Source organism: Rickettsia sp. Oklahoma-10, from assembly GCF_039954865.1.
In the GTDB taxonomy this organism is placed as follows: domain Bacteria; phylum Pseudomonadota; class Alphaproteobacteria; order Rickettsiales; family Rickettsiaceae; genus Rickettsia; species Rickettsia oklahomensis.
This window is the reverse complement of the sequence record NZ_CP157197.1, coordinates 1-12,500: the sequence shown is the minus strand read 5'-3', so window position 1 is coordinate 12,500 and position 12,500 is coordinate 1. Positions and strand designations below refer to the sequence as shown.

The following is a 12,500-nucleotide window of genomic DNA, read 5'->3' as shown; positions in this document are numbered from 1 at the left end:
TTATCTCTTCAAATCCTTTTCTTGGAATAATAATTATGGCAAGCTTTATAACCTTAAGCTTAGAATCACTAACGATAATTCTAATTAGATGTCTTATACGCCTTTTAATTTTATTGCGAATTACGGCTTTTTTATTTAACTTTTTGCTAACTTTGATTCCTAAAAAGACATTATATCTTGATTCAAGGAAGATACTTGGAAGATTTCTTGCTATTACTAAAATAAAACATCTCTCATGAAACCTTCTTCCAAGCTTATTTATAAGCTCAAATTCTTTTTGATTTTTTAAAGAGGTAATAGACAACTTGATAAGTCAGCTTATTTTAAGCGGATAATTTATGTCTACCTTTAGCACGGCGTCTTCTTAAGATTGTTCTTCCGGATGGAGTAGCCATTCTAGTTCTAAAACCATGTCTTCTTTTTCTAACTAAATTGCTAGGTTGAAATGTACGTTTCATAATATTTATACCGAACGAAAATAAAAATTAATTATTTATAATAAAATATTATAGAAATTTTATCAATTATACACATAATGATTACTGGATTGTTTCGTTAAAACTTACAGTTGTGTCTCATAATGATTTGTTAAATATGTGCTTTTGCTTTTTCTACAATACTTGTGAATCCATAACTATTATTTATAGCAAGTTCTGCGAGTATTTTACGATCTATATCAATGTCTGCTTTTTTTAGAGCTCCCATAAACTTAGAGTAAACAAGCCCATGCTCTCTTACTGCTGCATTTATTCTTTGAATCCATAAGCCTCTAAAATCACGTTTACGGTTTCTTCGATCTCTATAAGCATACTGGAGAGCTTTTTCTACTTTTGTAATAGCTACTCTAAAACAGCTATTTGCTCTACCTCTATAGCCTTTGGCTAATTTTAGAATTTTTTTATGTCGATTTTTGGAAATTTTTCCTGATTTTGCGCGTGTCATTACTTATAGCTCCTCATTAATTTGTACCGTACGGTAAAAAATATTTTTTAATATTATATCCTTCTTGATTGCAAAGGATTGTAGTCCCGCGAAGGTTACGAATTTGAGCTTTAGTGCGGTGACGCATTAAATGTTTTTTTCCTGCTTGAGATGCGATAACCTTGCCGCTAGCAGTAAGTTTAAAACGTTTTTTTACGGCAGATTTTGTTTTTAATTTAGGCATAATATTCCTTATAAACTTGGTATTTCTAGATTTACCAGTAATGTTTAGGTATACCAAAACCACGTTACTGATGAAAACTAAGATACTAGTTTTTTTTATTAGTTATTGCAAGATTTTTTTATAAAAATGTATTATAATGTATTTTAGTTCTTTTTAGCTGAAATTATAGAAAGAAATACCGTGGCTTTCAGTATCTAGAAAAAATTAATTAAACTGGTCACGATCAAATTAGCTAGGATGACAATTATTAATCAAAAGTACACAGAACTTAATTATAATTAGTAAGCAAATTTAAGAATGTTCGGACAAAATCCTAAAAGGAGTATATTAAACGGTGATGGTACTAAGTTAGAGGTAAAGTCTATTTTTAAGACCATACAAGGTGAGGGAATTTTTGTAGGTAGTCCTGCTATATTTGTAAGGCTTGGGGGATGTAACCTTGCTTGTAATTTTTGTGATACGGAGTTTGAAAATTTTGATTTAGTAGATATAACCGAGATTTTGAATAAAGTAGAAAGTTTGGCATTAAATTCTAAAAATGAAAAATCAATTAATTTAGTAGTAATAACCGGTGGTGAGCCGCTGCGTCAACCTATATCATTATTATGTCAGAAGTTACTAGACCGGGATTTTAAAGTCCAAATAGAGACTAACGGTACGTTATATCGCTCTTTACCAAATGCAGTGTCTATAATTTGTTCGCCGAAAGCAGGTAAAACCGGTTACACTAAAATAAGAGAAGATTTCTTGTCTCAAATTAGTGCAGTGAAATTTATTGTTGCTAAAAATATTTTAGAATATAGTTTCATACCGGAAGTAGGTCAAACAGCTTATAATATACCGGTTTTTGTGCAGCCTATGGATCAAAACAATCCAAAGCTTAATGACGAAAATAATGCGTTAGCAGTAAAGTTAGCACTAGAAAGCGGGGCGAGGTTATCTTTGCAAACTCACAAATTTTTAGGGATTGAGTAAAGTATCTTGCAAATATGTCTTGAATTTTTTATTACTTACAACTATTATAACCTATTTAAAAGCTAGAGTATTTAGAGAAATGAGTGAAATATTAGAACTTGAAGCAAAATACCGTACAGAATTTGGTACGGGCGCAGCAAGAGCATTAAGAAGAGAAGGACGTGTCCCGGCTATTATTTATGGAGCAGGTAAAACCCCTATTAGTATTTCTTTAGAAGAAAAGGAAATAACTAAATATTATAGAAAGCCGGCTTTTATCTCTCAGTTAATTAATTTAACAATTGATAAGAAACAATATAAAGTATTACCGAAAGCAGTGGAGTTACATCCTGTTACGGATATAGTACGCCATGTTGATTTTGTCTTTTTAGCAGCAAAAACCCAAAAAATGGAAGTGCCGGTAGTATATGAAGGTAAAGAAAGAGCTTTAGGGGTTAAAAGAGGTGGATACTTTAACATAGTAAAAAGAAGAGTTACACTGTTATGTGATGTTAATAATATCCTAAGAAACGTAACTATCGACGTTACTAATATGCCTATTGCTACTTCACTAAAATCTTCAAAAATAGTATTACCGAAAGGATGTAGTTTTGCTACAAAAAAAGAATTTGTCCTTGCAACTATTATAGGGCGTAAAGGGGCAAAAACTGAAATTGAAGGGGAACAACAAGCTGTTGAAGCAGGCAAGTAGTTATACAGCTTCTGTCTACTCGTGGCTTGACCACAGTATCGTATCCAGTAAAAATACTACAAATTTGTAGATCCCGTGATCAAGTCACGGTGATGTATGTTTCTGAATTGTGGTTTTCACAGGCATGATATTGTTTTACACTTCTTCCAAATCAACATTTCTTCAAAAATTTCTCATTACATTTATTTTAGGTAAATTATTATGATTCTTGTTATTGGTCTTGGTAATCCAGGAAAAGTATATCAATATACAAGGCATAATATTGGTTTTATTGCTATAGAGAAAATAGCAAACCAATATAATTTATCATTTAGTATAAAGAAAAAATTCAATTGCGAAATTGCTGAAAGTATCATAGAAAGACAAAAGCTAATTTTTGTACAACCTACTACTTACATGAATTTATCTGGTAAATCAGTGATATTGGTGAAAACATATTATAATATTCATCCTGAAAAAATTTTTGTTATTCATGATGATATTGATTTAAAAATAGGCAGAATAAAGTTTAAAACCGGTGGTGGTAACGGTGGGCATAACGGTTTAAAATCAATTGACGGGGTTATAGGCAATAACTATAACCGCATTAGAATTGGAGTGGGTAGACCGCAAAATAATCAGGATATAGCAGATTACCTACTTAATAATTTCCCTAAATCGGAATATGAAATAACAATTCAAGCTATAGATAAAATTACTAATAACTTTGATTTAATATTAGAAAATAAATTAGAAGAATTTAAGAATAAAATTGGATAGTAGGATATATTAACTCTTTTTTATTTTCCTGTTGCAATCAGGATAAGAATTTTTGTTGCAGGAATTAGTGGTATGAGTTCTTAGGGTGGATTTAATATTGATTCGCTCTTTGTTAATAAAAATATAAGGAACTAAAATTATGGTACTTTACTAATTGAAAAAGAAAAGGTTGAAGATTTAGCACGTGAACTAGGCTGTAATTTTATTCATCTTGTTACTATGCAATCAAAATCGTTTTATGAGAAGCTAAGGTTATAAAATTGAATTTGTTATGCAACGGTTACAATAAAGATTCTATAATGTATTATTTGCGGAAAGATTTATGACACTAAAATTAGGAATTGTGGGGTTGCCGAATGTCGGTAAGTCAACGTTATTTAATGCTTTAACGGCAAGTCAGGCTGCGGATGCTGCGAATTATCCATTTTGTACTATTGAGCCTAATAGTAGTACAGTTTTAGTACCGGATGAGCGTTTGCATAAACTAGCAAGTTTAGCTGGAAGCGAAAAAATTATTTCATCTTATATTGAGTTTGTTGATATTGCAGGGCTTGTTAAAGGAGCAAGTAAAGGGGAAGGGCTAGGTAATAAGTTCTTGTCTCATATCAGGGAAGTTGATGCAATACTGCACGTACTGCGTTGCTTTGAAGATGAAGATGTAACGCATGTATATAATAAAGTCGATCCACTTTATGATCTAGAGATTATTGAAACGGAATTAATACTTGCCGATATAGAATCGGTCGAGAAGCGTTTAGCTACAAGTGAAAAGCGCGTAAAGTCAGGCGATAAAACAATGATGGTGCAGATAGAAATATTAAAAGAGGTTTATAAATTGTTGGCAGACGGTAAACCTGCAAGAGTGTTAAATGAAACTTTAGGAGTTGATAATTTAAAGCAATTACAGTTAATTACTTCTAAGCCTGTTTTGTATGTATGTAATGTGCTTGAACAAGATGCTGCAGGTGGCAATGAATTTACGCAATTAGTAGCGGAAAGAGCAAAGAAAGACAATGCTACAAGTGTTGTAGTTTCTTCAAAAATAGAAGCTGATATTGCTTTGCTTGAAAGTATGGAAGGAAAAGAAGAATTTTTAAAAGATATTGGCTTAGACGAAACAGGACTTAATAAAGTAATTAAAGAAGGATATAATTTATTAAACTTAAAGAGCTTTTTTACCATAGGTCCTAAAGAAGCCCATAGTTGGACTTTTAAAGACGGCACGCTTGCATCTGCCGCTGCCGGTATTATTCATACTGATTTTGAAAAAGGCTTTATTAGAGCAGAAGTTATCGGCTATGAAGATTACATAAGTCTTGGTAGTGAAGTAAAAGCTAAGGAAGTAGGAAAAATGCGTTTAGAGGGTAAAGAATATAAAATGCAAGATGGGGATATAGTACGTTTTAGGTTTAAATAATAATTAACTACAAAGATAATTTTTACCAAAACGGTCGTTTGAAGTTCAAGATAGGCTTGATTATATATTGTAACAAATTTTGATTGTAATCAGAGATAAAAGTGCCATGATTATTTGTATGTTAGATGTGATTGGGTTAAAGATATATATACGGAAAAGATCATATTACTTATATAGTTATGTAAGTGATAAGGGTAGAATCGAAGATAAAAAAAGTTAGAACAAATAGACTTAAGAAAATTCAAAGTTTTTTTCGCTAGAACCTTGGATATCTATAATATGCGAATCTATAAGTAAGATAAATGACAAGCTTGAAAAAAGATTTATATCATCGTGTTGAATTTCAACTTGTGGAAGCTAAATATTTACCTTGGGAGGGAAAGAAGGTTATGGGTAGTGGTTTTGTAGAAGTAAAGGCTTGCTTTCTTTTTTGTACGAATACATAACATAGAACGCAATGCCTATACAGCTTTTCCTCTCCATCAGGTCACCGAAAGTTTCTATAGTGCAATTTTATGTTACAAACCAAAAATATATCCAAAAATATATCTATAAGAAAGCTAGGTGGAGATTGTATTATTACTGCATTACTAAAGTATTGCTGCAATCGTCTCCTGAGCAAGAAGAATGCTTTAAATTACTTGAAGAGGCGCGTATCTTAAGGTAGATATGATAAAAATTATAAAATTAGTAAAGAGCAGTCACTTTACCTGATTGAGAGATTAGAAAAATTACAGATGATAAACGAGAAAATTTGTTTGGAGCAGATTAATCGATAAAACTCGATGAACTGAAATAAACATTTATGAAAATTGTTAAGAAAATTCCAGCATGGATGCTTCTATGCTTATTTATTTTATCTCCAACTACAGAAACAATTTACACTTCCGGATTGCCGAGTATAACCAAATATTTTGGTATTGACGGCGGTATCACTCAAATTACCTCTACATTATATTTTTTAGGATTTGCTCTTGGTATATTATCACTTGGGAGATTATCAGATATTTACGGCAGAAGACCTATAGTGTTATTAGGACTTTTTATTTATATTATATCTTCAATTATTAGCATTTTTGCAGTTAATATAAAAATGTTGATGATGGCTCGTTTTACTCAAGCTTTTGGTGTAAGTGTGGGGTCGGTTATCGGTCAGGCTATGGCTAGAGACTCTTATCAAGGTTCAGAATTATCATATATTTATGCTAGCTTATCCCCATGGCTTTTATTTATTCCTTCTTTAGGTTCATCTATAGGAGGCTATATTGTAGACTATTCAAGCTGGCATTATGTTTTTGTATTTTTCAGTATAACGAGTATTATATTATTAGCTTTATATTATAAAGTACTACCTGAAACAAATTCTTATATATATTTTTCTCAAAGCAGTAAATATTTTGAGGTTTTGCAGGTAATTATTAAAGATAAAATGCTTTGGTTATATGCTTTTATCATTGGTGCATTTAACGGTATATATTACGGGTTTTATATAGAAGCACCTTTTATTTTTATTGATAAAATGAAAGTTGTCCCTTCCTTTTATGGTAAATTAGCATTTTTATTATCTTTTGCTGGTATTTTTGGAGGATTTTTAGGGGGGTATTTGATAAAAAAACGTCATATACATGATAAAAAAGTTATGGGGTTAGGATTTATTTTTAGTCTGTGCGGTTGTATATTATTTGTGATAAATGCTTTTATATTGGAAGCCATTCAAACAAGTAAAAACCTTGCAATTATTATGATATTTGTGCCTATGATGATTCATATGCTAGGACATAATATACTTATTCCTATAACGCTTCGTTATGCACTGGAGGATTATACTAAAGTAACAGGCACTGCCGGTTCAATATTCGGTGCAATATATTATGTACTCATTGCAGTTATAACCTATATAGTGTCTCAAATACATGCTGAAACAATAAGCAATTTTGCTTTATTAAGTGTAGCTTTAAGTATTAGCGCTGCTGCTGCATTTTACTATATTTTGCATTTATGAAAGAAAAAAGTAATATAGAAAAGTGATATTATAATAATTCTTAATCAGAATACCTTATTGTACTCACACTTTTTGTATTACCTCTCGGTATAGGGGTAGCAGTAGAAGGAATTGACTGTGGTAGTGGTAACATGTGAATTTTTTATTAAACTTTCTTGTATTTGGTTGTATGTGTTCTCCCGTATCTTGATCTCTCTTCTTTAGAAAAATTAGCATAGCGATTGTTATTTTTCCTCAATCTTCATCTCTTCATACTTATTATGAGTTATAGGTAGTGTATGAGATTTACCGTCATGCTCCTATAACACATTTTTACTATCACTTGTAAACTTTAGAGATATAGGGGGCTTATTTCTTGAAGATAAAAGCTTACCATTCTTCATAGTGGGTAGTAAAATATACAGCTTTACTAGCCATTGCTGTTCTCAGACTATTCAACAATAGATCAGTCTATTAAAACTATAACTTTATCAGGTTTTATAGGAAAATCAATAATTCTATAAAAATTAACTGGTTAGTTCAGTTAATGTATAAATTTTTTCACCAGTATCATTTTAATAATATTTTCTTTAATATTCTCTGCATCCTGCCATTTTTAGGTTGTAACCGGTCTCTACATTTTTAGAAATCTTTTTATAGTCTGATATCTCGATCTTGTCTAAATATGCTTTTGTTGTTTGCATAGCTTATTCCATTAAAGCTTTATTAGCAGGATTGTCTAAAAATACTTATAATTTTTATCATTATCAAATGCATTAAGCCTATCCGGGAAACATCCTACTAAATTAAATATTGTTACAAATATTATATCTCTTTGTTGTTTTAAAATCTCTGTTCTGACAAGCTCAATTATAATTTCTTTAACTTCCTACTGCACCTTTGTGGTTTTAGTACCATCTTGCTTAGTTACGTTACAATACTGTTTCTTTCTAATTCGTCTTTTAGTTTACACTCTTTACTACTCATTTCTTATGCCAAAATCTCATGATTTAAGACCTCAGCGTCTATCCCTTCAAGGTCAATTTCTTCCTTTAAGGCTTCCATTCTACAGCCATTGAATAAATTAGTGTTATTTTGCTTGGCTTGCCATGTTAAACTAGCTTCTTCAAAACTGACAATACATCCTTTAAGTTCTTTTAATGTATAATTTTCTGCTTTTTGTAAAAAGTTAGCTATGTCGTTTTTTAATGCTGGATGTTGTTCACTAAATGCACTTAAAAATTTCTTAATACTGGTTAATAATGCTTCTTTTTCATATTCTGTATCTTCTTCAAAGCCTTCATCGTCAGACTCTAGAGCCTGGGTGGCTATCGGTTTATTAATTATCTCTTTATTATTTTCTATATTCTCTTCTTCTTCAAAGTCTTCATCTATAAAAGCTATAGTTTGATTAGCCGCTTGTTCTTTATTTAAATTATCAAGTAAGTTATCACATAATTTTTGAATTAATTCGTTATTCTCCTGAATATATTTCCGTCCTATTTCTTCTAATCTTGCAATATTTTTAGGACTTGCATTATCTAAGCTTTTGGTTTCTTTTGTAATAGGTAATCTTATTTCAAAAAATTCATCTTCTCCAGATAAATCATTTTTAACCTCGATAGTAGAAGAATTTTCCATATTATTCATAAGCCTGCTTACTAATTTTCCTTTCACAAGCCAACCTATTATTCCATCAGTGCCAATTTTAGGTATGGAACTCTTTGGTTCAATGTTATTACTGAAATTGAAAGCACAAACCATAGTATGATCTAATATCTCTTTTTGCTCTTCACGTGTGAAGTTGTTCTCTACGCGTATATGATGTTGCTCTTTATGTATATAACCCTTTTTAAGAAGCTTTAAAACTTCGCTTGCCGGTCTGTTAGCATTGAGTCCCCCGTCTGCATATGCATAAGCAGTGCCCGAAGCATAATTATATTCCTGTATGGCCGCTTTATCCATAATAGGTTTAAAATAAGTAGGTGCTGCTGTTGTTGCAAGTAATACATCTTTGACTCTAACATGAGTGCTATAACCGTGAAAACTATCAAAAATTTTTAATTTTCCACAGGTAGTCAAATCATTGACTGGAATAACAAGGCGAGAAGTAGTATCGTCCATTCTATTATCGCCTAAATATTTTTCTAATAATTCTTTTAAAGGTTTTTGACTATATTTGTGAGTAAATATTTGTTTAACGGAACCTAAAAAGCTATCAGGAAATATATGATTTGCACTTGCTTTAAATATCTCCAATGCTTCTCTAGCACTATATTTTGCTTCTTTTGAACCTGGTTCTTTTGGAATTGTTAATAAGCCAGCTATGAGACCGCCTACACTAGTACCCGAAATAATAGGAAATAACTCAGCAATAGATTTTCCTGTTCTCGCCTCGATTTCGATAAGTACTATTAACTCAGATATACCTTTAACTCCACCGCCGGAAAGTGCAAGTACTCTATGAGTTTTTATATTATTAACTTTTTCTGCCATTACAAATACCGTGAAGATTTAGATTGTGTAACAATATATAATAAATATTAATTACTGTCAATAAAGCAATCTAGAAATTGCAATTCTTAGAAAAGATACTTGATTATATATTAGTATATAGTTAATATTATAACTATAATGGTATTGAGATAGTTAGAGATCCTACGTTATTAGCTTGAGAAATAAATATGATGATGCCTTTAGTAAAATAAAGATTTAGTTGATGTTAAAGATAACGATATTATGGAAAGAACAGTTACTTAAATTTTTAAAGATAAGGAGATTATAAAAGCCTAACATTTATAGATTGCTTTGCGGTTAATACTGGAGAAACTTTAAATATTAAAGAATAAAGTACTATAAATAATTTATCATATAGAGATGACTTCAGTATTCTTATTACAGCAACACTAGATACTTTAATTTTCCTAATTGGAATATTTTGAATAATTTAAAATTAATCCTACTAAATAAATAATAATGCTAGAATACTAGTAATTTCATAGCTCTTCTGATGAAGAGTTAAAAGAAAATTATATTTTATCTCAACCCTTTAATTTCTTTATTAAGAAATATACTAGACGTTAAATTATATACCACTCTGAAGATTTTAAACTTTGATTAGATTTAATATTACATATATTTAGTTGATATTAATATTCTACTATTAAGATACTTATAAAAAAATTAAATATGCAATATTTATCTATGAATATAGCACAGGTGTTTTGGTATCTTAGCTTTAATGCAACCTTATAAGAACGAAAATATAGATAATATAAAATTAGTGACATCAAACGTTTTTTAGAACAAGCTAACAAATTAATAAAATTAATCTACAAATTTACTAAATTCATTACAAAACTTAACTGCTTTAATGTTTACAGTAAATAATAAACACAGTTTCTTAAAAAATAATTCTTCTCAAGAGTTACAGGGTTTAGTTGAAATAGCACGCTTGTAATTCTACACATTTTATGTGCTAAAATAAAAGAATAGTATGACATTGATGCTGCTGAATTAAAGGATGTATCATAAGATAAAATTTAAACTACTTCTCATACCTCTCGTCTAGAAATAGAGTAAAATTATCCTTTTTCTAACAAAAGAGATATATAATGAAAATAATGATGATAGTAATCAAACTTTGGCAACCACGGATATAGACAATAGTATAAAAGAATATTTTAAACTAATTGGAAAAGTAACATTATATACGATTAAAAAGCATATTAATATTCTACATCATATTGTATTTTTGTCGCATAAATGGTAGTTCTTGCATTATCTATAAAATCTAAATGGTAAAATAAGCTATTTGCATTAGCAATAAAATATTTTGTAATATTACTATTCTTAAAACATATCTATATTTTTAATTAGGATTTGATTATCATAGTTGTTTTTAACTCATCTTTATAATATATTAATTCATTTAAACTTGCAGATAGAAAATGCTCTACCCTCTCACCCTAAACATGATATTTATAATTCTTTTAATCTGGTACTTGTCCACGAATACTTCTGAAAAGAGTTCTTTTACAGGCATTTGATACATAATCTATGTCATTCCTGCGGAAGCAGGAATGACATTAATACGTGTCTGAATGACAACTAGATTTTATTAATTCTGTAATATTTTCATCAGTAAATTAATCTCTTCACGAAATTCTAGATCATTTTCCATTAATTCCTCTACTTTTTTAATAGCATGCATAACCGTTGTATGATCTTTTTTACCGAATTTTTTTCCGATATCAGCAAGGCTTTTCGATGTTAATGCTTTACTAATATACATAGCTATTTGACGTGGTCTTGCAACTTCTCGTAATCTCCGCGACGAAGACATGTCAGATAATTTAATATTATAACGACTAGCTATTTTTTTCTGAATATCTTCAATTGTAATTATTCTTTCATTAGAACGTAATAAATCTCTTAAAATATTTTGTGTATTTTCAAGTGTAATTTCTTTTAAAGTAAAATTAGAATAAGCAATCACCTTATTTAAAGCTCCTTCAAGTTCTCTAACGTTTGAAACGATTTTAGATGCTAAAAAATCAATAACGTTTTTTGGTATTTTAACATTCATTTGTTCGATCTTAGATTCAAGAATACCTAAACGCAGCTCATAAGTGGTACTATGAACGTCAGCAACTAAACCCCATCCAAGGCGGGATTTTATCCGATCTTCAATATTATCTAAATCTGAAGGCGACCTATCACAAGAAATAACTATTTGACGGTTATTATCAATCAGCGTATTAAAAGTATGGAAAAACTCTTCTTGAGTACTATCTTTGCCGCAAATAAATTGAATATCATCAATCATTAACACATCAACAGAACGAAATTTCTCTTTGAACGCGATTACTTCTTTGTTACGCAGAGCTTTAACAAACTGATACATAAATTTCTCTGCTGACATATATATCACTTTACGGGTTTGGTTATTCTGCTTTATATACCAACCAATTGCATGCATTAAATGCGTTTTGCCAAGCCCTACACCGCCATATAAAAAAAGCGGATTAGATTCAGAAACGGCATCCGTTGATTCTGCGACCGCTCTTGCAGCAGCATAAGCTAGCTCATTTGGTGCTCCAACCACAAAATTATCAAAAGTAAAACGTAAGTCAAGAGTTGAAAAAATATTTTCCGAATTAAGCTCGTTGCTGCCGATATCGACAAAAGTCTTAGTAGGTAATTCTATAACTGTTTTGGTTGTTCTAGGTAACTCTTTAGTAATTATTTCAACTGACTTAATGGTATTGTTATAATGTTGAAATAATTGTAATATGACCATAGAATACTTGGATTTTATCCAATCTCTAACAAAGTTAGTAGGGGCACAAAGAATAACGGTATTTAATGAAGATTCTATAAAATTGACTTTACTAAACCAGCTATTATATAGAGTTTCGCCGTAATGATTGTAAAGATCTTGAGCCACATGACTCCAGACATTTAAATAATTATCCCCTTGATCCGTTAAAATTATTTGATTAGTACTCAC

Annotated in this window: 12 protein-coding genes and 1 pseudogene (1 of these 13 running past the window's edge); 7 read left to right on the top strand and 6 right to left on the bottom strand. The window is 30.4% G+C overall.

Annotated elements, in window-relative coordinates; translation table 11 throughout:
* The 4 genes from rnpA to rpmI form a co-directional block, all read right to left on the bottom strand.
* Positions 1 to 304, bottom strand: the 5' portion of a protein-coding gene (rnpA, locus tag AAGW17_RS00065) for a ribonuclease P protein component (protein ID WP_347938934.1). Its footprint begins 53 nt before the window's first position; the window shows 304 of its 357 coding nt (coding positions 1-304); it begins with the start codon at positions 302 to 304; the stop codon falls past the left edge of the window.
* 19 nt (positions 305 to 323) lie between these two features.
* A complete protein-coding gene (gene rpmH, locus AAGW17_RS00060; RefSeq protein ID WP_010421915.1) occupies positions 324 to 458 on the bottom strand; it encodes a 50S ribosomal protein L34 in 135 nt (44 codons plus the stop codon).
* A gap of 130 nt (positions 459 to 588) precedes the next feature.
* Positions 589 to 942: a 50S ribosomal protein L20 gene (gene rplT / locus AAGW17_RS00055; RefSeq protein WP_347938933.1), complete on the bottom strand. Its 354-nt coding sequence runs from the start codon at positions 940 to 942 to the stop codon at positions 589 to 591.
* 16 nt (positions 943 to 958) lie between these two features.
* On the bottom strand, positions 959 to 1,165 hold the full coding sequence (rpmI, locus tag AAGW17_RS00050) for a 50S ribosomal protein L35 (protein ID WP_347938932.1): 207 nt from the start codon (positions 1,163 to 1,165) through the stop codon (positions 959 to 961).
* 297 nt (positions 1,166 to 1,462) lie between these two features.
* Between rpmI and AAGW17_RS00045 the strand changes: the two genes are divergently transcribed.
* From AAGW17_RS00045 to AAGW17_RS00015, 7 genes and pseudogenes are all read left to right on the top strand, one after another.
* Positions 1,463 to 2,140 carry a 7-carboxy-7-deazaguanine synthase QueE gene (locus AAGW17_RS00045; protein WP_347938931.1) on the top strand — a complete coding sequence of 226 codons (678 nt, stop codon included), beginning with the start codon at positions 1,463 to 1,465 and terminating at the stop codon, positions 2,138 to 2,140.
* A gap of 79 nt (positions 2,141 to 2,219) precedes the next feature.
* The gene (locus AAGW17_RS00040) at positions 2,220 to 2,831 is read left to right on the top strand and encodes a 50S ribosomal protein L25/general stress protein Ctc (RefSeq protein WP_347938930.1); all 612 of its coding nucleotides are present in this window, start codon (positions 2,220 to 2,222) and stop codon (positions 2,829 to 2,831) included.
* A 201-nt stretch (positions 2,832 to 3,032) separates the two neighbouring features.
* On the top strand, positions 3,033 to 3,590 hold the full coding sequence (pth, locus tag AAGW17_RS00035; RefSeq protein ID WP_347938929.1) for an aminoacyl-tRNA hydrolase: 558 nt from the start codon (positions 3,033 to 3,035) through the stop codon (positions 3,588 to 3,590).
* 153 nt (positions 3,591 to 3,743) lie between these two features.
* Positions 3,744 to 3,916 (top strand): annotated as a pseudogene (locus tag AAGW17_RS00030) (GNAT family N-acetyltransferase).
* Entirely contained in the window at positions 3,913 to 5,007 is a 1,095-nt protein-coding gene (gene ychF, locus AAGW17_RS00025) for a redox-regulated ATPase YchF (protein ID WP_347938928.1), read from the top strand. The pseudogene AAGW17_RS00030 and the gene ychF overlap by 4 nt, the downstream one beginning before the upstream one ends.
* A gap of 302 nt (positions 5,008 to 5,309) precedes the next feature.
* Positions 5,310 to 5,453: a hypothetical protein gene (locus AAGW17_RS00020; protein ID WP_347938927.1), complete on the top strand. Its 144-nt coding sequence runs from the start codon at positions 5,310 to 5,312 to the stop codon at positions 5,451 to 5,453.
* Positions 5,454 to 5,812: 359 nt separating this feature from the next.
* On the top strand, positions 5,813 to 7,009 hold the full coding sequence (locus AAGW17_RS00015; protein ID WP_347938926.1) for a Bcr/CflA family efflux MFS transporter: 1,197 nt from the start codon (positions 5,813 to 5,815) through the stop codon (positions 7,007 to 7,009).
* Positions 7,010 to 7,978: 969 nt separating this feature from the next.
* Here AAGW17_RS00015 and AAGW17_RS00010 read toward each other — a convergent pair.
* Positions 7,979 to 9,484: a patatin-like phospholipase family protein gene (locus AAGW17_RS00010; protein ID WP_347938925.1), complete on the bottom strand. Its 1,506-nt coding sequence runs from the start codon at positions 9,482 to 9,484 to the stop codon at positions 7,979 to 7,981.
* Between the two features lie 1,624 nt (positions 9,485 to 11,108).
* Positions 11,109 to 12,500, bottom strand: coding sequence for a chromosomal replication initiator protein DnaA (gene dnaA, locus AAGW17_RS00005; RefSeq protein ID WP_347938924.1), 1,392 nt, complete (start codon positions 12,498 to 12,500; stop codon positions 11,109 to 11,111).